This is a genomic window from Streptomyces sp. NPDC016851 (assembly GCF_055562795.1).
The window spans coordinates 160,397-180,100 of record NZ_JBVHEP010000004.1; the positions used below are offsets into that span (position 1 = coordinate 160,397).

Below are 19,704 nucleotides of genomic sequence, written 5' to 3' on the forward strand. Positions count from 1 at the left end.
AGGGGTCAGGCAGCCGGGTCCGACTGCTTGGACGGCAAGTGGTTGACGATCAGCACGAGCCCGCTGAACAGGAACACACGGGTCGCGGCGTCCAGCCCGTTCCAGCTCTTCGACTGCCACATCGAGAACCACTCACCGCCGATCGCGATGAACCCGGCCCCGAACAGCAGCAGCACCATCAGCAGCCCGTAGGTGGACATCCGCCGCGCCTGCTGCTGGTCCCGTCTGGCCCACAGCCAGGTCCCGTATATGAGGACGAGCGCGGCGACGGTCTCCCAGACGATGATCAGGACGTAGGCGGTGTCCTGAAGTGCCGTACTGGTGACGGCCCGCCACATCAGGTCCTCGTCCTTGAACGTGGTGTCCATGGCGAGAACATGGCGGACGAACTGCTGGTTGGTGCCGAAGTCGGTGATGTTCCCGAACGCGACCAGCGCCATGTAGAGCGCGACCGAGGCGGTGAGCAGGGCGGCGGCCAGAGGCAGCGCGCCGCGGCGTGAGGTTGGGGAGGTGGCCATGGCGATCATTCTTCCCGAGCGGCGGCGGCCGACGCGACACAATGACGGTGGTAGCCGGACGGGCGAGGCGAGGGGACGTACGGATGGCGCAGGCCAGACCTTCGATGCAGGACCTGATACGGCAGCGGACCCGGGCCGGTTTCGTCGGCCGGGCCGCTGAACGGGCCTTGTTCCGCGCGAACTTCGGCACTCCTCCGCAGGACGAACGCCACCGCTTCCGCTTCCACGTCCACGGCAACGCGGGCGTCGGAAAGACCTTCCTCCTGCGGGAGTTGGAGCAGATCGCCCGCGAACAGGGCGCGCTGACCGCGTACGTGGACGACAGCGCCGGCAGCGTGCCGGAGGTGATGGCGGAGATCAGCCGTCAGTTCACCGTGCAGGGCCGCCGGTTGAAAGAACTCAACCGCATGCTCGCCGCCCACGACGAACGCAGACACGAGGCCGAACTGGCCGCGCTCGCCGCCCTGGACGCGCAGGCGGAGGACGCGGGTCCCTCGGCGGGCGGCAGGATCGTGGCCCGGGCCGGGACGGTCGCGCTGGGGATGGTCCCGGTGGTCGGCCCCCTCGCGGGCCTGCTCGATTCCGAGGAACTCGCGGGCGGAGTGGACCGGTTCCGGGAGAGCGTGCTGGCTCGCTTCCGCGACCACGAGGACGTGCGGCTGGTCCTCGCCCCGGAGCAGGTGCTCACACCGGTGCTCCTGCGCGAGCTCACGGAGGCCGCCGCCGCCTCGGCTCCCTGGATCGCCCTCTTCCTCGACACGTACGAGCGGACGGCCCCCTACCTGGACCGCTGGCTGCACCAGGCGATGGTCACCGACCGCTACGGCGCCATGCCGGCCACGGCCGTCGTGGTCACGGCGGGCCAGCGCCCCCTGGACACGGCCCTGTGGGGCGGTCTGACGGACTTCGTGACGGACGTCGCGCTGTCCCCCTTCACCGAGACGGAGGCCCGCGGCCTGCTCGCCGGCAAGGGCGTGACCGCCGAACCGGTCGTCGAGGAGGTGCTGCGCCTCAGCGGCGGGCTCCCCGTCCTGGTCTCCACCCTCGCCGAATCCCGCCCCACCGACCCGGACGACGTGGGCGATCCGAGCGCCACGGCGGTGGAACGCTTCCTGAGGTGGGAGCGGGACCCGGCACGACGCGCGGCCGCACTGGCCTGCGCGCTGCCGAGATGGCTGGACGCGGACGTGTTCCGGGCCGTCACCGACTGCCCCCAGGACCAACTGGAGCCCCTCTACGCGTGGTTGCGGGGCATGCCGTTCGTCGTCGAGCGCGGCGGGGGAGGCCTGCGCTACCACGACGTCGTACGGGCACCGATGCTGCGCGCGCAGCGCAGCCGGTCGCCGCGCGGGTGGGCCGAACGGCAGCGGCACCTGGCGCGGACGTTCGGCGGCTGGCGGGAGGAGACCGAGGCCGGCGGGGCCGAGCCGTGGTCCGACGAGACGTGGCGGAACCTGCGCCTGGCCGAGGTGTACCACCTCCTCTGCGCCGGTGAACGGGACGCCCTGCCGCAGGCGCTGCGGGACTTCGTCCACGCCTGCGACGCCGGTGCGGGCGTGGCCGCGCAGTGGGCGCGTGCGCTGGTGGACGCCGGACACGACGCGGACACGGCGGCGGTGGCCGAGTGGGGCACCGACCTGACGGCGGCCCTCGACGCGGAGGGCGTCCTCACCGCACTCGGCCTGCTCCTGCGCCGCGCGGTGCTCGACACGCCCACTCAGGCCCGGGCCCGGGCCGTACGGGGTGACGAGCTGCGCGGCCGGGCCGCGTACCCGCAGGCCCTCGCCGAGTACGACCGGGCCGTCGCCCTGGATCCGGAACTGGCCGTCGCCTACCGTCACCGGGCCGGAATCCGCAGGGAGCTGGGCGACGACGAGGCCGCGATCGCCGACCTTGACCGGGCCGTCGCGCTGGAGCCGCACAACTCCTGGTACGTCGCCCTGCGCGGCGAACACCACCGGCTCGCCCGGCACGACGCCGAGGCCGTCCGGGACCTGAGCGAAGCGATCCGCCTCGATGCGGCCAACGAGTTCGCCTGGGCGTCCCGGGGAGCCACGCACGAACGCCGCGGAGACCTGGACGCCGCCCTGAGCGACCTGGGCCGGGCCCTGGACCTCAAGCCGGACTACGCCTGGGCGCTCGCCCGCCGCGCCCGGGTCTGGCGCGCGCTGGCCGACCCCCGACGCCAACTGTCCGACCTCGACCACGCCCTCGCCCTGAGCCCCGACTGGCCCTGGGCCCGCTGCGAACGCGGCGACGCGCTGCGTGCCCAGGGCCGCGACGAGGAGGCTGTCGCCGACTTCGACCGTGCGCTGTCCCTGGACCCCGCCTACGCCTCGGCCTACGCCAGCCGGGGCGCGTCCCACACCGCCCTCGGCCACCACACGGAGGCCCTCGCCGACCTGAACCGGGCGGTGGAACTCCGGCCGGGGTACGTCTGGGCGTTGTGCCGCCGGGCGGTGGTGCAGGCGCTCATGGGGAGGTTCGGCGAGGCACGGGCCGATGTGGAAAGCGTCCGCGAACTGGACTCCGGGGCACTGGAACGCCTTTCGGATACCGACTGTGCGGTACTCGGGTCCATCCTCGCCGAGTGAACGGCGTGCGAATTACCTGTGTGTGAATGTAATTCGACGGTGACCTATTGAGTGGCGGCGGGGTAGCCTTTGAGCCAAGAGGCTTGTGGTCTGGTCGAGTTTTTTTGGGAGCCTCAACACCCCTGCATGCAAAGGAGGCATCGGTGTTCGACGAGCGCAAAGAAGCGGAAATGAGGCTCTACTCGGAGGCCTTGGCCCGGGAACTCGCTCTGAAGAAGGAGCGAGCGGAGGCCGAAGAGGACGACAGCGTCGCCGAGGAAGCGGCCCCCGCCCAGGACTGAGACTCAGCGCCTCACAGCGAACTCCAGGAATTCGGACCAGGCACCGTCGGTAAATGCCAGGCGGGCGGCGTCCTTGTTCTTGGAGTCGCGGATGTGGATCGTGGAGTGGGGGGTGGGGGATATGGCGACCTCGACGCAATCGGGGCCGTCGTTTCCGCTGTAGCTGCTCTTGATCCACGTCAGTGGGGTGGGCGTCATGTCTCTTCTCCCAGCACTTTTTCGATGAAGGCCAGTGACTCGCGAGGCGAGAGGGCCTGCGCCCGGATCATGCCATAGCGCATATCGAGAACCTGTACGTCTTTTGGGTCGCTGATCACGCGGTCGTACAGCTGGCTCTCCGTGTGACCGAGCGCCTTGCCGTCCTTGAGCTTCAGCAGCCTGAACGAGCCCATTACAGCCGCGTGGTCCTCCCGGTCCGTGGGTACTACTTGAATCTCGACGTGCCGCAACTCCGCTACCTCCAACAGGTGTTCGAGCTGTCGGCGCAGAACCATCTTGCCCCCGAAGGGGCGCCGCAGTGTCATCTCTTCCTGGACAAAGGTGACCAGCGGGCGGGGAACCCGATCGAAGACGACCTTCCGTGCCATGCGCGCGGCCACGTGACGCTCGATCTCGTCCTCGGTGTAGGCGGGCCGCCGCATCGCGTACAACGCCTGGGCGTACTCCGGTGTCTGCAACAGCCCGTGGATGTGCAGAGCCGCGTAGGCCCCTAGCTCGACTGCCTGGTCCTCCAGCTTCGTCAGGTCCCGCACGGTCTTCGGATACCGGGCCTCCTCCACATCCTTCTTCATCGCCGAGATCTTGCCCCCGGCCCCAAGCGCCTCGTCGGCCTTGTCCAGGAAGTCCGGCTTGGGAATCCGTCTCGCCCGCTCCACGGACGAAACCATCTCCTCGCCGTACCCGATGGCCGAACCCAGCTCCGGCTGCGTCAACCCCGCGGCCTCGCGCCACATCTTGATCTGCCGCCCGACCGTCCTGAGCACGGCCGCCGCTTCCTCGTCCTCCACGCCTTCCCCTCCTGACGTACGAGCCGTACGACCCCGCCACGCGTCCGGACAGTCACTCTCCGTACCGGGGTCGTTGCTGTTCAGGGTAGGGAGGTGCGGCCACGCTGGGTGACATGAGCCGGAAATCCCCCGCCCAAATCACCGCCCCCACCCGTCACTTCGCGGTGCAGCTGTCCGCTACTCGAAGAGGTGCTCGACTGGCCCGGCTGCTCACCGAACGCCAACTCGACGACTGGGGCGAGCCGTACGAGGCTGCCGCGCAGGTCGTGGCGGAGCTGGCGTCCAACGCCGTACTGCATGGCCGGGTCCTGGGCAGGGACTTCCGGCTGCGACTGACGCTACGCGCCGATCGCACGCTCCGTATCGAGGTGACCGACGCCCGGGGCGACCGGGTCCCGCGCCTCCCGGCCCGGGCGGAGCAGGACGCGGAGGGCGGACACGGCTTGCGCATCGTCCAGGCGTACGCGAACCGCTGGGGCGTGGTGGAGGCCCCGGCCCACGGCAAGACGGTATGGGCAGAACTGCCCATGACACACAGGGACTTGTGCGATGCCACCGATCTAGGGTGATCCCATGGATGTTGGGGCGGTCTTGATAGCCGTGGCCGGTGTGGCGGGCACGCTCGGGGGCGCGTTGCTCACCCAGCAGGGTGCCGAGAGGGCCAAGAGGCGTGAGCTGGAGATGACCCAGGCCATCCAGGAGGCCCGCGAGAATCGGGAGCTGCGGCGGCGCTGCTATTCGGAACTGCACCGCGAGGCACGGCAGTTCTGCACGGCGCTGAGCCGCCATCTGTACGTCCTGCGCGACCGTGCGCCCGGCGACGAGGACATACAGGTGCTGGAAGCCGCCAAGGACGCCCACCGGGATCGCTGGTCAGAGGCGCTGATGATCGCGCCTGACACGGTGATCGCCCCGGCCGGCGAGGTGAACGGCGCTCTTACCAGGGTCTACGGACAGGTCAAACGCCTGGAGCAGGGCAACCCACGCCCTGGCGAGAGCACGCGGTCGGCCGCCGAGGCGCAGCATGACATCTGGGCACTGATAGCTGCGATGAGGGAAGCGATGCGCCGCGATCTGGGCGTGACGGGAGACCCCGGAGTGCGGCTGCGTTCTTCCCAGGATGCCGACGCCCTGCTGCGTGACTTCGCGGATCCGAGCGAGGACCCCGGTACGTGACACGTCCCGCGCGAGGCACTGGGGACCCTGCGCGGGACGGACGCGGTCGATCCGGACGGCGATGATGATCAGTGCTCCCCGTGGTGGAGGTCGGCGACCTCGCGGGTGGCATCGGCGATGGCCCGGAAGTCCTTCTTGAGGATCGCGCCGTGATTGCTGGCGACCTTCGCGGCGATCCGGACGTTGGGGTTCTGGGCCGTCACCGCGTCGAGGCCGGTGCGGATCCGTTCCTGCTCGTCACCGCGGCTGCCGAAGGACGTACCCGAAGCGACCACGTACCGCACCGGGACCGTGATGCCGCCCAGCACGGGCCCCAGCTCCCGCTCCCGCGACAGCCTGCCGAGCTCGATGTTGCTCTCGGCCTGCTGCGCGGCGGTCATCCGCGGGGTCAGGCCCGTCGGGCGCAGCAGCGGCATGAACCAGCCCAGGCGCCGGAACAGCTTCCGGATGCGCTGCTCCGTGGCCTCGTCCAGCCAGTCGTAGGGGAACGCGCCGTCGACCAGGACCGCCCCCATGGCACGCTCCGGGTTCCGGTGGGCCCAGTGCGCCGCGACGACCGCTCCGTAGGACCAGCTGACCACCAGTGCCCGGTCCACGCCCCGGGCCGCGAGAACGGCGTCGACATCCCGGACGGCGGCCTCGAAGGAGTAGTCCGCCGAACGCTTCGACTTGCCGCGGGCCCGCTCGTCGTAGGTGATGTGCCGCCACCCTGGCCCCAGTTCGGCGATGACCCGCCGCCAGTACCCCTGGGTGGCGAACTGGCCGTTGAGGTAGATCACCGGGATCCCGGGCCCGCCGGTGTCGGTGACGGCCAGGGCCGTGTCGTCGACCGGCACCATGCCGGTCCAGGTCGAACCGGTCGCGGGCGTGCTGTTCTTCGTCATGTTTCCCCCTGGTGATGGGCTCGGTCGGACGGTTCTGGCGCTGTTCGTTCAGAGGCTGCGGGCGGTGATGTCGCCGTGCGCGGTGGTGGCGCGGATGCCAAGTGCGGTGGTGCCGTCGTTCTTGAGGGAGTTGCTGACGCGGCCGTAGCCGGTGTCCGCGTCCAGGGCGGCCGAGACGCCGGCGGCTGCGACGACCGAGATGTCACCGGACTGTGTGCGCAGCACGACCGTGCCGCCCAGGGCCTCGGCGATCCGGATGTCGCCCCTCTCGGTGCTGATCTCCGCCGGGCCGCCCAGCCGGCCGACCTCGACGTCACCGTCGCTCGCGGTGAGCCGGACGCTCGCGGCCTCGTCGATCTTGATGCTGCGGTACGCGCCCTCGAAGACGATGTCGCCGAGCCGCCCGACGCCACGCAGCTCGGCGCTGTCGGCCCTGGCCTCGACGCGGGAGCCTGCGGGCAGCCGAACGGTGACCTCCACCGCCCCGGAGGGGCCGAGGAGCCGGCCGGCGGCGGCCGAGGCCCTGATCCGCAGGACACCGTCGGCGTAGGTGACGGCGGTCTGCTCGGCGGCCTTGGTGTCGCGGCCCTTGGAAGCGTCGGCGGGCAGCACCTCGACGGTGGTGTCGGCGCGGTCCGCGGCGATGAACTGGACACGTCCGGCGGGGATGTCAAGGACGGCGGCGACCGGGGCGGGGGTGTCGAACTTCTGCATCGTGCTCTCCTCTGGCTCGTTGTTTCGAACAATGGAAAAGCTACGTTGCGTTCGCCGATTAGGCAATGACTTCGTTGCGCGAAGATGTGATAGCTACAGGTCATCGCCTCATAATCGTTGCAACGGCTTGGAAATCAAAGCAACGACCCGAGAGAGGTCGTTGCAATAGATGGAAAGTGAACGCACTGCGGGCGGCCCGCCGTCCCCGTTCGATTACAGTGCTGAGCTGTCGTACGTATGGACGGTCCCTGGGAGGTCAAGGTGGGTGCGACTGCCGGTGCCGTCTGGGGGCGTACGGAGCAGCAGGACTTTCGCAGCCGGGTGCGCGGCACGTTGCTCGGGCTGGCCGTCGGGGACGCGCTGGGCGCGCCCGTGGACGGGCTGGGCATCGACGGGATCAGGGAGGCGTACGGGGCGGAGGGGCTGGTCGATCTGGCTCCCGCCTACGGCAGACGCGGCGCCGTCACCCATCTCACCCAGCTCACCCTCTTCTCCGTCGACGGGCTGATCCGGGCCCAGGTGCGGCGGGACACCGGCGCCTGGCACCCGCCCACCGACCTGCACCGGGCCTACCTGCGCTGGGCCGCCACCCAGCGGGACTGGGGACCCGACCTGCGGCGCAAGGACGACGGGTGGCTCGCGCGAGAGGAGTGGCTGTACGCGCGCAGGGACCCGAGCAAGGCGCTGCTCCTCGGACTCGCCGACGCGACCATGGGGACGCCCGAGGCGCCCAAGAACCCCGGTGAGCTCGGGCCCGAGGCCGCCGCCCGGTCCGCCCCCTTCGGGCTGCTCGTGGGCTGGGAGCCGCAGCTCGTCGTCCAGCTCGCGGTGGAGTGCGCGGCGCAGACCCACGGCCACCCCACGGCGTATCTCGCGGCGGGCGCGTACGCAGTGATCGTGCACGCGCTCGCCCTCGGGGAGAGTCTCGACGGCGCCGTGCAGCGCGGCTTCGCGCTGCTGGCCGCCCGGCCCGGGCACCAGCCCGTGTCGGACGCGCTCCAACACGCGCTGGGTGCCGTACGGCAGGGGCTGCCCGGGCCGGAGCGCGTGGCGGAACTGTGCGGGGCCGGGACGGCGGAGAGCCTCGTCGGTGCCGCCGTGTACTGCGCCCTCGTCGCCGCCGACGTCCGGCACGGACTGACCCTCGCCGTGAACCACGACGGCCCCTCCGCCGCCACCGGCGCGCTGACGGGCGCGCTGCTCGGCGCCCTGCACGGCGAGACGGCCCTCCCTCCGGCCTGGCTGGCCGAGCTGGAGGGCCGTCCCACGATGCTGGAACTGGCCGACGACTTCGCCATGGAGATGACCCAGGGCCCGGCCCTGCACAGCCCGGCGGGCGCGTCGCCGGGGTGGCTGGCGCGGTATCCCCGGGCGTGAATCCGGGCCCCGGTTCCCCTCGGGCGAGACGGCGCAGCTCCGGCGGGTGTACGTGAGCCCCGGGCGCCGGCGGCCGGGGCATCGTGAAGGGCGCGAAGCGCCTCTTCACCAGGGGCGCGGGGAACTGCGCGACCAGCCACAACGGACCCGCAGCTCCCCACAGCCGGACCGTCAGCGCCCCGCCGCAGGGCGACCGCGCCGCAGGACCGGCCGCCCCTCCTGGCGTACGTACTCCGCGCTACTCCTTGCGCGCCGCCCCCACCACGCCGTCCGCCGGCTCGGCCGGCGTCGGGATCGCGGCCGACGCCGCACCGTCGCCGTCCGTGTTGATCTTCTCGATGAGCGCCAGCCGCTCCGGGGTGTCCTCCGGCTTGATGTAGCCGACGAGGATGTAGAGGACCAGCGACACCGCCAGCGGGATCGACACCTGGTACTGGAGCGGCACGCCGCCCTCGACGTTCCAGTGGATCGGGTAGTTCACCAGCCAGAAGGCGAGCAGGCCCATCGACCAGCTGACGAGGGCCGCCGTCGGGCCGGAGCGGCGGAACGCCCGCAGCAGGCCCAGCATCATCGGGATCGCCATCGGGCCCATCAGACCGGCCACCCACTTGATGACGACCGTGATGATGTCCTTGAACGCGGGGGAGTGGACCTGCGTCGCCGCCGCCATGGACAGACCGAGGAAGACGACCGTCGCGACCCGGGCGACCCGCAGGCCCTGGCTCTGGTTCCAGGCCCGGGCCCGTGCCCAGATCACCGGCGCGCAGTCCCGGGTGAACACGGCCGCGATGGCGTTGGCGTCCGAGGAGCACATGGCCATGGTGTGCGAGAAGAAGCCGACGATGACCAGGCCCAGCAGACCGTGGGGGAGGAGCTGTTCGGTCATCAGGGCGTAGGAGTCGGAGCCGTCGGTCTTCTGCGACTCGACCAGCAGCGGGGACATCCACATGGGGAAGAACAGCACCAGCGGCCAGACCAGCCAGAGGATCGCCGAGAGGCGGGCTGACCGCTCGGCCTCCTTGGCGTTGGGCGTGGCCATGTAGCGCTGGGCCTGGTTGAGCATGCCGCCGTTGTACTCGAAGAGCTTGATGAAGAGGAAGGCCAGCAGGAAGACCGTGCCGTACGGGCCGACCAGCGGTTTCTCGTGGCCCTGGAGCTCGGGGGAGTCCCAGACGCCGAAGAAGCCGCCGTGGTCGTCGAGGCGTACGAACACCGCCACGAACATCGCGATGCCTGCCAGCAACTGGATGATGAACTGGCCGAGTTCGGTCAGCGCGTCCGCCCACAGGCCGCCGATCGTGCAGTAGATCGCCGTGATGCCGCCGGTGATGAGGATGCCCTGGTTGAGGGAGATCCCCGTGAAGACGGACAGCAGCGTCGCGATCGCCGCCCACTTCGCGCCCACGTCCACGATCTTCAGCAGCATGCCGGACCAGGCCAGCGCCTGCTGCGTCTTCAGGTCGTACCGGTTCTTCAGGTACTCCAGCGGGGAGGCCACATGAAGCCGGGAGCGGAGCCGGTTGATGCGCGGGGCGAACAGCTTCGACCCGATGGCGATGCCGAGGGCGATCGGGAAGGACCAGGTGACGAAGGACGTGACGCCGTAGGTGTAGGCGATGCCCGCGTACCCGGTGAACATCACCGCGCTGTAGCCCGACATGTGGTGCGAGATGCCGGAGAGCCACCACGGCATCTTGCCGCCGGCGGTGAAGAAGTCGCTGACGTTGTCCACGCGTTTGTGCGACCAGACGCCGATCGCGACCATCACGGCGAAGTAGCCGATGAGCACGGCCCAGTCGAGACCGTTCATGAGTCCCCTTCCACGGGTGCGCCGCCAGGGTCAGGCATGTGAACTCTGGGTTCGGTGACGTGCGCACGGCAAGGAAGGGGAAGGTCAAGAGACCGTAAAAAAGTTCGGTGAGATGACTTGCGTTTATGTACGTGAACCGCCCGCGCACCGTGCCGTCTGGCTGGAAATCGCCCTCAGCGCATCAGCTCGCCCGCGTTCACCAGCAACGACTGGCCCGTGATCGCCCGCGCGCGGTCCGAGGCCAGGAACACCGCCGCGTCCGCCACGTCCGCATCCGTCGCCGGTTCCGGCAGCGCCATCCGATCCGTCAGCCTGCCCAGTACCTCTTCCTCCGACACGCCCTCCCGGCCGGCGGCGAACCGCACGTACCCCTGCACCGCCGGTCCCCACATCCAGCCCGGCAGCACGGTGTTGACCCGGATCCGGTACGGGCCCAGCTCCCGCGCCAGCGAGTACATCGCGCTCGTCAGCGCACCCTTCGACGCCGCGTACGCCGCCTGCCGCACCTGCGAGGGAGCCGCCACCGCCGACTGCGTCCCGATGAACACGACGGACCCGCCGCCTTGTCCGAGCGACGGCAGGCAGGCCCGGGTCATCCGCAGCGTGCCCAGCAGGTTCACGTCCAGGACCGAGCGCCAGGCCTCGAAGTCCGCGTCCTGCAGACCACCGAAGTGGCCGTCCAGCGCGGCCACGTGCACCACCGCGTCGATCCGCCCGAACCGCTCCCGCGCCAGCCCCGCCAGCGCCTCGCACTGCGCCTCGTCGGTGATGTCGGTCGCCCGGTACGCCGTGCGCGACCCGTCCGGATCGAGCTCGGCGGCCGTCTTCGCCAGATTCGCCTCCGTGCGGGCCCCGAGCACGGCCCGCCCGCCGTCCCGCACGACGGCCGCCGCCACCTGTCGCCCCAGCCCGGGCCCGACCCCCGACACGACGACCGTCTTCCCCACGAGCAGCGACATCGAAGCCTCCCCGGAACCCTGGCGCATCACCTGACGGAGCGTCAGAGTATGAGCCAGCCGCCAACAGAGGGGAAGGACATGAGCGACGACACCCGCAGCGAGCTGTACGCCGAACTGGCCGCCGTCGGCCCCTACGGCACCCACCCCGGCCACGCCCTGATCACGATGGTCGAACCGCACCCGGGCCACGAGTACGCCTACAACCGCTGGTACGAGGACGACCACTACTACGCCGGCGCGATGGCCATGCCCTGGATGTACGCCGGCCGCCGCTGGGTGGCCACCCACGACCTGCAACTCCTGCGCTACCCCGAGAAGTCGGCGGTCGCCCAGCCCGTCACCACGGGCTGCTACCTGTCCACGTACTGGATCACCGCCGGCCGCTACGACGACCACATGCGCTGGACGGTCGCCATCAACAAGCGCCTCAACCGCGACGGCCGCGTCTACCACGACCGCACCCACGTCCTCACCGCGTTCCAGGACCACGAGGCGACGGTCTACCGGGACGGGGCGGCGGGCCCGCGCGACGTCCACGCCCTCGACCACCCCTACGCCGGCCTGGTCCTCCAGGTCGTCGAGGCCGGCACCCCCGAGCAGCGCCCGCACCTGCTGGAGTGGCTGCGCTCCCGCCACCTGCCCAAGCGGCTCGCCGGCTCCCCGGCGGCGATGGTGACCGTCTTCCGCCCGACCCCGCTGCCCGGCGACCGCATGACCTACGTCAAGCAGGTCGAGGGCGTCGACACCCGGCTGACCCTGCTGTGGTTCCTCCAGACGGACCCGAGGGAGTGCTGGGACCCCTGCTTCACGGGCCTGGACGCGGCGGTGGCCGAGTCGGGGCTGGGGAGAGTGGAACTGGTGGCGCCGTTCATCCCGACCGTGCCGGGCACCGACACCCACGTGGACCGGCTCCGCTGAGGGTCAGCGCAGTTCCTCCGGGCAGGGCGTTCCCCTGGGCAGCTGGTACGGGGCCGCAAGACGATACGTGCCCGCCTTGGGGGCCAGCAGCTCCGTCCACTTGTCGCCGTGGGCGTCCTCCTCGGTCTCCATCAGGCAGCCGTTGACGTTGACGTACGTCTTCGGCTCGTCCTCGGGACGCTCCTTGGAGGCCTGCGTCTCCTGGGGCGGCTTCAGGCTCTTGCCCTCCGCGTCGACGATGCTCAGCCAGGGGGAGTACGGGATGCGGACCAGGATGCGGCCCGGCTTCTTCACCCGCAGGATCATCTCGCCCTGCTCGGCCCGGTCGACGACGGCGTTCGGCTCGGCGAGGGGCGTGGGGGCGGTCACCTTGAACAGCTGCCAGTTGGCATCGCCCCAGACCTGGGTCAGATACGGCAGCCCGCGCCGCACCAGCGCCCGCTCCCGCTGACCTCCGTCACCGTCCGGCTCGTCCTTCGGCAGCACCACGTAGTGGACCGCCCAGCGCTTCAGCCACTCGTGGTAGTTCGCCGAGTTGAGTGTGTCGTCGTAGAAGAGGGGGTTGCGCTCCATGTCGGCCTGCCGGTTCCAGCCGCGGGCCAGGTTGACGTACGGGGCGAGCGCGGAGGCCTCGCGGTGGGAGCGGGCGGGGACGACCTCCACCCGGCCCTTCTCGGCGCCGACCTCCTGCAACTCGTTCACCAGCGGCGCCAGCTCGCGCGACCAGGACGCCGCCGGGGCCGTGTGCACGATGTCGTCGACCGTCTTGAAGCCGATCCACACGGCGAAACCGACGAGCGCGACGACGGCCGCGTACCACTTGCGGCTCCGCGGCACCGTGAACGGCAGCGCGGCGACCAGCGCCACCCCGGCGAACAGCATCGCCAGCCGCGTGATGTTCGAACCGATCTGGGAGCTGACCAGCCACACCAGCACGACACCCAGCCCGTACACCGCGGCCGTCAGCCGGACCGTCTTCCAGTCCTCCGGCACCAGGACGAAGACGAGGACCGAGAACGCGAGCGGCAGCAGCACCGAGCCGATCATCATCGGCTGCGTCCCCGAGAACGGGAACAGCCACGCCGACACCGCCACCACCGCACTCGGCGCCAGCCCCAGCGCCCACGCGCCCGGCCGCCGCTTCTGAAGGAACAGCGCCACCGCGACCAGGCCCACGAACAGGCCCGCGACCGGCGACGCCATGGTGGCCAGCGCGGCCAGCGGCGCCGCGGACAGGGCCTTCGCCCAGCGCTTGTACCGCCACCGGTACGGCCAGCAGAACACGACCGCGACCGCGCCGAGCGCGAACATCATGCCCAGACCGAACGTCACCCGCCCGGACACCGCGTTGCAGAACAGCCCGAACACGCCCGCCATGGACGCCCACAGGGGATTGCGGACGGACCGGCTGCGCAGCAGGAGCAGGGTCAGCAGCCCCGCCGAGACCGTCCCCGCGATCATCATCGTCGTCCGCACGCCGAGCACCGACATCAGATACGGCGACACCACGCTGTACGACACCGGGTGCATCCCGCCGTACCAGGCGAGGTTGTACGCCGAGTCCGGGTGCCGGCCGACGAACTCGGCCCAGGCGTCCTGCGCCGCCAGATCGCCGCCGCTGTTCGCGAACGTGAAGAACCAGAGGACATGGAGCAGTCCGGCGAGCCCCGTGACGGACAGGACCGGGTGGCGCAGCATGCGCTCACGCAGCGTCAGTACGAGGGTGTGCAGCCGGTCCTCACGGCCGTCCCGGCTGCCGCCTTCCCCGGCTGCGGGCAGGGGTATTCGCGGGCCGGCGGATACCGGGCCCGGATCGGCGTCGTCGGCGCGTGTCGGCTCCGCAGTGGCCACTCGAAGGCACTCCCCGTCGTCCCGTCTTCTGTTCTCGTCTTCTCTTCCCGGCCGTGCCCCGTTGGTCAGCGGTTCACAGCCGCGCCGCGACGCTAGCACGCACCCCGCCGGGCGGCGCCCGGACGGGCCGTTACCGGCGGGGTGTGGTGCTGCGGGCCGGCGAGCCGGCCCGGCTCTCAGCTGAGGCGGGTGAGCTTGTCCGCGAAGCCAGGCTCCACGAGGTCCTTCTGGAGGGCGACCGGAACCTTGACCGCGCTGGCGCTGCCGTCACCGACGGTGAGCGTGCCCACCTTCGTGCCGGCCTTCGCCGTGTGCGGCAGCTCGTCCGCGGCGAACGTCAGCTTGACCGACAGGCCCGCCCAGCCGACGGCCGTGACGTCCTCGGTGACGGCGACCGGCGTACGGCCGCCGAGACCGTCGTCCGCGTAGCCGACGATCGTGCCCTTCTTCAGGATCGTCGCCGACTCCAGCGCGCCCTGCGCGGCCTTGATCAGCTTGTCGCCCTCGTGCAGCGCGGCACCCAGGATGGTGTTGTCCGGGCCGCCGGCGGGCTGGCGCACCACGGCGCCGACGATCCGGCGGATCTCGCCGTCGACGTCCTTCCTCGCCGAGAAGACGAGGTTGCCGAGCGCCGAGGTGGTGGTGCCGGTCTTGATGCCGGTGACGTCGTTGTAGCCGACCAGGCGGTTCCAGTTGTCGTGCTTGGTGCCCTTGTAGTCGACGTACGACATCATCGCGGCCACCTCGCGGAAGGCGGGCTGCTCCATGGCCGCCTTGCCGAGCTTCACCTGGTCCACGGCCGTGGACACGGTGGTGTTGTTCAGGCCCGACGGGTCGGTGTACGTCGTGTTCTTCATGCCGAGGTCCTCGGCGGCGTCGTTCATCTTGCCCACGAACGCCTTCTCGGAACCCGCGTCCCAGCGGGCGAGCAGGCGCGCCACGTTGTTCGCGGAAGCGATGAGGATGCTCTCCAGGGCCTCCCGCTGGCTGATCTTGTCGCCCTTGGTGACGTCGACGGTGGACTCCTGGCCGGCGTCGGACTGGTCCTCGGCGGCCTGGTCGATCTCGATCTTCGGCCCGTCCTCACCGCTCTTGAGCGGGTGGTCGCGCAGGATCACATAGGCGGTCATGACCTTGGCGACGCTCGCGATCGGCACGGGCTTCTGCTCGCCGGACGACCCGAACGAGCCGATGCCCTGCACGTCCAGCGCGGCCTGGCCCTTGGCGGGCCAGGGGATGTCGACCTTGCCGCCCTCGAAGGTGTAGCTCTCCTCGGCGGTGAGGTCCAGGGTGGGCGCCGGCAGCGGGCGCACGCTCTGCGCGACGCCGATGAGGACCACCAGCAGCAGCACCAGCGGCGTCCAGATCTTCACCCGGCGCATGGCCGTCCGCAGCGGGGTGTCCGGCGGCGGCGGGGTGTTCGTCAGCTCGGCCAGCAGATCCAGCGGCGGCCGGGGCGGCAGGGGCTGCTGGGTGGTCCGCTCCGGGCCGACGGCGGGCACGGCGGCGGTGGCGTCGGCGGGGGCCGGTGCAGGCGGGGTGGCCCGTCCGTCGGGGGCGGCCTGTCCGGCCTGTCCGGCCTGTGCGCCGGACGCCGGCTTCCGTGTCGACGGGTCGTCCAGCGGCTTGAGCGCGACGAACTTGCTGGTCCGCTCGGCTTCCTTCTCGGGCGCGTCCTTGGTGGCACCGCCGAGTTTGAGCATGGTGGTGGGCTGATCGACCGGGGGCCGCACGGCCTTGAAGACGGCGGTGGGCTGGTCGACGGGGGGTGCGGCGTCGCCCTTGTCGGTGTCGGTGCCGGTGCCGGTGTCCGAGTCGTCGGACTCGGCGGCCTCGGAATCGCCCGCGTCGCCGGTGGCGGAACGGTCCGCCTCCGGCTCGTCGGCCTCTTCGTCCCGGTCCCTGGCACCGTCCTCGGCACCGTCGCCGGCGTCTTCGGTCTCCCAGTCCTCCCGGGCGTCCGCGTCGGCCTCAGCGGGCTTCTCAGGCTTCTGGGCGTCCGTGTCGGCCTCTGCGGCCTCTTCCGCCCTCTCAGCCGCCTCCTGGCCGTTCTCAGAGCCCTTGTCGGCGTCCTTGTCGGCCTCCTTGGCCGCCGCAGGCTCCTCGTCCTGGTCGGCGGAAGCGACCCACGCGGCCACGGCGTCCCGCAGCCGCCCGTCACTGGCGGCGGCGTCACTCTCGCCCGGCTCGGCGTCAGCCGCCGAGTCCGCGCCGCTCGCGTCGCCCTCGTCCCGCTCGGCGTCAGCCGTGTCCGCGGCGTCGGCGTCGCTCTCGTCCGGCTCGGCGTCACCGGCATCCTGCTCGGCGTCAGCCGCCGAATCCGCCTCGTCCGCGTCCCGCTCGGCGTCAGCCGTGCCATCGGCCTCCACGTCACCGGAGCTCGGCTCGGCGTCCGTCACCGTCTCCTCGACGCCCGCGTCGCTCTCGTCCCGCTCGGCGTCGCTGTCGTCCGGCTCGGCGTCCGCCGTCGAGTCCGCCTTGTCCGCGCCCCGCTCGGTGCCCGCGCCGCTCACACCTTGCTCGGTGTCAGCCGCCGAGTCCGCTTCGTCCGCGTCCTGCTCGGCGTCAGCCGTGTCCGCGGCGTCGGCGTCGCTCTCGTCCTCCTCGGCGTCACCGGCGTCCTCCTCGGCGTCCGCCGCCGAGTCCGCCTCGTCTGCGTCCTGCTCGGCGTCAGCCGTACCCGCCGGATCCGTGTCACCGGTGTCCCGCTCGGCCTCAGCCGGCGTCACCTCGTCGTCCACGTCGTCCGCGTCGTCCGCGTCCCGCTCGGCGTCAGCCGCTCGCTCCGCGTCCGGTGTGTCCGTCGGCTTCTCCGCCGTGCGGGTGGAGAACACTCGGGTCGCCGTGTCGGCGCCGCCGCGCTTCGTGGACCTCTCCGTGTCCCGGGCCACCGCCAGGCGCGGATCGCGCTTGGGTGGGGCCTCGCTCCTGGCCTCGGGAACCGGACTCGCGCTCCCCGACGTCGGTTCTGCCGACGACTCGCGCTGCTTCGACCTGTCGGGGGACTCGCCCGCCACCGATGCCTCCTCCTCGCGCCGCACTCCCCGCGTGCGCGTACCGAACCGTGAACCGCCGCCCGTGACACCGCTTCCGGCGCTGTCCGAACCATGTACCAGTGTCCTGTGCGCGCACTGAACCCACTCGGTAGACGAGAACGACATACCTACTGGTTCCACTACGAACCGGTCACGCACCCTCGACAGACCAATGTGAGAGGGGTCACCCTGTCATTCATCCACGCGGGGAGGCATGGATGGGCAGGAGCCGCAGAACACTTCCGGAGGAGCTTCTGTTGCTGGCATTGGACCCGACCACGGGTACCACTGCGCAGCCGCAGTCGCTCGACCTCGGTCTGGCCGGAGCACAGCTAGTGGAGCTGGCGCTGGCCGGACGGATAGCCCCAGACGGGGATCGTATCGCCGTGGTCGTACCACGGCCGACTGGAGATCCAACGTTGGACTGCGCGTTGGAGTTGCTGCGTAGGCGCGGCGCTCCCGTGCGGGCAGTGAACTGGATTGGCGGGCCGCGTCTCGGGCTCCGCCAGACCTACCTCTCGCATCTGGAGCGGTGCGGCATGGTGCATGCCGTGGCGGGCCAGATGTGCGGAGTGCTGCCGACGACTCGCTACCAGGCGACGGACACGGAGATCAGCCGGGAGATCAAGGCCCGGCTGGACTCGGCGATCCGCACCGGCGTACCGCCGGACCCGCGGACCGCCGCGCTCGCCGCCCTGGCACACGCGGTCGGCCTCGGCAAGCACCTGTATCCGGGCAACGAGGGGCGTTCCTCTCGGTCCCGGCTGCGGGACCTGATCAGGCACGACCCCATGGGCGGTCTCGTCGCGCACGCCGTGATGGACGTCCAGAACGGCGTGGCGGCGCAGCCGCGCCGCAGCCCGGCCCCGTCCGGCCGTCAGGCCGCCGGCGGAGCCAGGTCCGCAGCGGAACCCGCCCGAGGCGTTCCGATGCAGCCGCGCCACGGGAGCATGGCGCGCGCCGTGGCCCACTGAGCCGCGGACCCACAGCACCACGCAGCACCCCAGAACCCGGTCACGGGAGCCGCTGTCCGAGCGGGGCGGGGAGAGCACACACTCTCCCCGCCCCGCTCGGCGTGCCCTGTCCTGTCCGAACTGGCGTGTACCCGTCGCATATCCACCGTTTCCCAGCGGTAGGAAGCACCTTGGTGGCAGTCTGCTCAACAGCAGATACGCAAAGTAGAGGCACGCAGCCGGAGGTGCACGTCCCGTGGCGTCCAATGTCAATCCCACCGTCAGGCGGCGCCGGCTGGGCCAGGAGCTGCGCCGGCTCCGTGAGCTCAAGGGCATGACGGCCGAGGAGGTCGCCGAGCGACTGCTGGTGTCGCAGTCGAAGATCAGCCGGCTGGAGAACGGCCGGCGCAGCATCAGCCAGCGCGACGTGCGGGACCTGTGCGGGGTCTACGAGGTCGAGGACCAGCGGATCGTCGACTCGCTGATGCAGATGGCCAAGGATTCGCGCCAGCAGGGCTGGTGGCATGCCTTCGGGGACATCCCCTACAGCGTCTACATCGGCCTGGAGACGGACGCCGAGTCGCTCAGGGTCTACGAACCCCAGATCATCACCGGCCTGCTGCAGACGCGTGCGTACGCCGAGGCCATCATCCGGGGCGGCTCGCCCGAGGCCTCGGAGGCGGACAACGACAAGCGCGTCGAGGTCCGGCTGCGCCGGCAGGGCCGTATCACCGCCGAGACGGACCCGCTGCGGCTGTGGGTGGTCCTGGACGAGGCGTCCCTGCACCGGACCGTGGGGAGCCGGCAGGTGATGCGCGAGCAGCTGGAGCACCTCATCGAGATGTCGCAGCTGCCCCACATCACCGTGCAGGTGCTGCCCTTCGAGGTCGGCGCGCACGCCGGCATCAACGGCCAGTACTCCATCCTGGAGTTCGCCGACGCGGCCGACTCCAGCGTGGTGTACATCGAGGGCGTCACCAGCGACCTGTACCTGGAGAAGCCGCTGGACGTGCAGAAGTACACGGTGATGTACGAGCACCTGCGCGCGCAGTCGCTGAACGTGGACCAGTCGCGGCAGCTCATCGAGCGCCGGGCGAAGGAGTACGCGCGCTGACCGTCCGCGGCGCAGGTCCGTGGCGCAGGTCCGTGGCGCGGGACCTTCCGTCCGGCAAAGTGCGGGATGCTACACCCCTGACACGCCTGACTGGAAGTCTCCCCTGGAATATGCCATCCAGTCGAGTGAATGACTGCTCCGTACGAGGATGTTGGCGAGTAGCGTCGATCACGCCAACCACCAGCACGGGTTGGCGTAAACGCAACTGCTACGGAGCGAACATGGCAATTCGTCTGGGCGCCACGGAAACGTGGACGACCTCCTCCTACACCAACAACAACGGCGCCTGTGTGATGGTCAGGTCGACCGTCGAAGAGGCCCTGGAACTCGGGGACACCAAGGTCCCCGAGGGTCCCAAGCTGGCGTTTCCCGCCGACGCGTGGAGCGCCTTCGTGGCCTCGGTCAAGGCCTGAGCCACGGCTCGACAACAGCACAAGCACCACCGAAAGAGCCCTCTCGACCAGCTTCGCCGTCCTTGCCGAGAGGGCTCCGCTTGTGCCCGCGCGCTCCTGA

The 19,704-nt window shown here is 70.7% G+C and carries 17 protein-coding genes; 8 read left to right on the forward strand and 9 right to left on the reverse strand.

What is annotated here, in order from left to right; translation table 11 throughout:
• Nucleotides 1-5: 5 nt before the first annotated feature.
• Complete coding sequence (locus ACZ3I3_RS08505) at nt 6-518, reverse strand: DUF2165 domain-containing protein (RefSeq protein WP_279540080.1); 513 nt, start codon at nt 516-518, stop codon at nt 6-8.
• An 83-nt stretch (nt 519-601) separates the two neighbouring features.
• Here ACZ3I3_RS08505 and ACZ3I3_RS08510 point away from each other — a divergent pair, with 83 nt between their 5' ends.
• On the forward strand, nt 602-3,112 hold the full coding sequence (locus ACZ3I3_RS08510) for a tetratricopeptide repeat protein (RefSeq protein ID WP_467363594.1): 2,511 nt from the start codon (nt 602-604) through the stop codon (nt 3,110-3,112).
• A 284-nt stretch (nt 3,113-3,396) separates the two neighbouring features.
• Here the strand turns inward: ACZ3I3_RS08510 and ACZ3I3_RS08515 are convergent, their stop codons facing one another.
• Nucleotides 3,397-3,591 carry a DUF397 domain-containing protein gene (locus ACZ3I3_RS08515; RefSeq protein WP_467363596.1) on the reverse strand — a complete coding sequence of 65 codons (195 nt, stop codon included), beginning with the start codon at nt 3,589-3,591 and terminating at the stop codon, nt 3,397-3,399.
• Nucleotides 3,588-4,400 carry a helix-turn-helix domain-containing protein gene (locus ACZ3I3_RS08520; RefSeq protein WP_467363598.1) on the reverse strand — a complete coding sequence of 271 codons (813 nt, stop codon included), beginning with the start codon at nt 4,398-4,400 and terminating at the stop codon, nt 3,588-3,590. The genes ACZ3I3_RS08515 and ACZ3I3_RS08520 overlap by 4 nt, the downstream gene beginning before the upstream one ends.
• A gap of 113 nt (nt 4,401-4,513) precedes the next feature.
• On the opposite strand from ACZ3I3_RS08520, the gene ACZ3I3_RS08525 reads away from it, so the two are divergent.
• Both ACZ3I3_RS08525 and ACZ3I3_RS08530 read left to right on the forward strand, forming a co-directional pair.
• Nucleotides 4,514-4,969 (forward strand): ATP-binding protein, encoded by a 456-nt coding sequence (locus ACZ3I3_RS08525; protein ID WP_467363600.1) that lies wholly within the window; start codon nt 4,514-4,516, stop codon nt 4,967-4,969.
• 4 nt (nt 4,970-4,973) lie between these two features.
• Complete coding sequence (locus ACZ3I3_RS08530; RefSeq protein ID WP_467363602.1) at nt 4,974-5,576, forward strand: hypothetical protein; 603 nt, start codon at nt 4,974-4,976, stop codon at nt 5,574-5,576.
• A 68-nt stretch (nt 5,577-5,644) separates the two neighbouring features.
• Here ACZ3I3_RS08530 and ACZ3I3_RS08535 read toward each other — a convergent pair whose 3' ends face one another.
• Together ACZ3I3_RS08535 and ACZ3I3_RS08540 are read right to left on the reverse strand one after the other, a co-directional pair.
• Nucleotides 5,645-6,460, reverse strand: coding sequence for an alpha/beta fold hydrolase (locus ACZ3I3_RS08535; protein WP_467363604.1), 816 nt, complete (start codon nt 6,458-6,460; stop codon nt 5,645-5,647).
• Between the two features lie 48 nt (nt 6,461-6,508).
• Nucleotides 6,509-7,174 carry a DUF4097 family beta strand repeat-containing protein gene (locus ACZ3I3_RS08540; protein ID WP_467363605.1) on the reverse strand — a complete coding sequence of 222 codons (666 nt, stop codon included), beginning with the start codon at nt 7,172-7,174 and terminating at the stop codon, nt 6,509-6,511.
• A gap of 261 nt (nt 7,175-7,435) precedes the next feature.
• On the opposite strand from ACZ3I3_RS08540, the gene ACZ3I3_RS08545 reads away from it, so the two are divergent.
• Nucleotides 7,436-8,551 carry an ADP-ribosylglycohydrolase family protein gene (locus ACZ3I3_RS08545; RefSeq protein ID WP_306966081.1) on the forward strand — a complete coding sequence of 372 codons (1,116 nt, stop codon included), beginning with the start codon at nt 7,436-7,438 and terminating at the stop codon, nt 8,549-8,551.
• Nucleotides 8,552-8,789: 238 nt separating this feature from the next.
• Here the strand turns inward: ACZ3I3_RS08545 and ACZ3I3_RS08550 are convergent, their stop codons facing one another.
• Nucleotides 8,790-10,361 carry a sodium:solute symporter family protein gene (locus ACZ3I3_RS08550; RefSeq protein WP_467363608.1) on the reverse strand — a complete coding sequence of 524 codons (1,572 nt, stop codon included), beginning with the start codon at nt 10,359-10,361 and terminating at the stop codon, nt 8,790-8,792.
• 173 nt (nt 10,362-10,534) lie between these two features.
• Complete coding sequence (locus ACZ3I3_RS08555) at nt 10,535-11,320, reverse strand: SDR family oxidoreductase (RefSeq protein ID WP_467363609.1); 786 nt, start codon at nt 11,318-11,320, stop codon at nt 10,535-10,537.
• A gap of 78 nt (nt 11,321-11,398) precedes the next feature.
• On the opposite strand from ACZ3I3_RS08555, the gene ACZ3I3_RS08560 reads away from it, so the two are divergent.
• On the forward strand, nt 11,399-12,238 hold the full coding sequence (locus tag ACZ3I3_RS08560; protein ID WP_467363611.1) for a hypothetical protein: 840 nt from the start codon (nt 11,399-11,401) through the stop codon (nt 12,236-12,238).
• A gap of 3 nt (nt 12,239-12,241) precedes the next feature.
• Here the strand turns inward: ACZ3I3_RS08560 and ACZ3I3_RS08565 are convergent, their stop codons facing one another.
• Both ACZ3I3_RS08565 and ACZ3I3_RS08570 read right to left on the reverse strand, forming a co-directional pair.
• Nucleotides 12,242-14,089, reverse strand: coding sequence for an MFS transporter (locus ACZ3I3_RS08565; RefSeq protein ID WP_467363612.1), 1,848 nt, complete (start codon nt 14,087-14,089; stop codon nt 12,242-12,244).
• Nucleotides 14,090-14,265: 176 nt separating this feature from the next.
• The gene (locus ACZ3I3_RS08570) at nt 14,266-17,106 is read right to left on the reverse strand and encodes a D-alanyl-D-alanine carboxypeptidase (RefSeq protein WP_467363613.1); all 2,841 of its coding nucleotides are present in this window, start codon (nt 17,104-17,106) and stop codon (nt 14,266-14,268) included.
• A 236-nt stretch (nt 17,107-17,342) separates the two neighbouring features.
• Here ACZ3I3_RS08570 and ACZ3I3_RS08575 point away from each other — a divergent pair, with 236 nt between their 5' ends.
• From ACZ3I3_RS08575 to ACZ3I3_RS08585, 3 genes are all read left to right on the forward strand, one after another.
• Complete coding sequence (locus tag ACZ3I3_RS08575; RefSeq protein ID WP_086564380.1) at nt 17,343-18,098, forward strand: GOLPH3/VPS74 family protein; 756 nt, start codon at nt 17,343-17,345, stop codon at nt 18,096-18,098.
• 235 nt (nt 18,099-18,333) lie between these two features.
• Complete coding sequence (locus ACZ3I3_RS08580; protein WP_307175801.1) at nt 18,334-19,191, forward strand: helix-turn-helix domain-containing protein; 858 nt, start codon at nt 18,334-18,336, stop codon at nt 19,189-19,191.
• 221 nt (nt 19,192-19,412) lie between these two features.
• Nucleotides 19,413-19,604, forward strand: a complete 192-nt coding sequence (locus ACZ3I3_RS08585) for a DUF397 domain-containing protein (RefSeq protein ID WP_086564378.1) — start codon at nt 19,413-19,415, stop codon at nt 19,602-19,604.
• Nucleotides 19,605-19,704 lie beyond the last annotated feature (100 nt).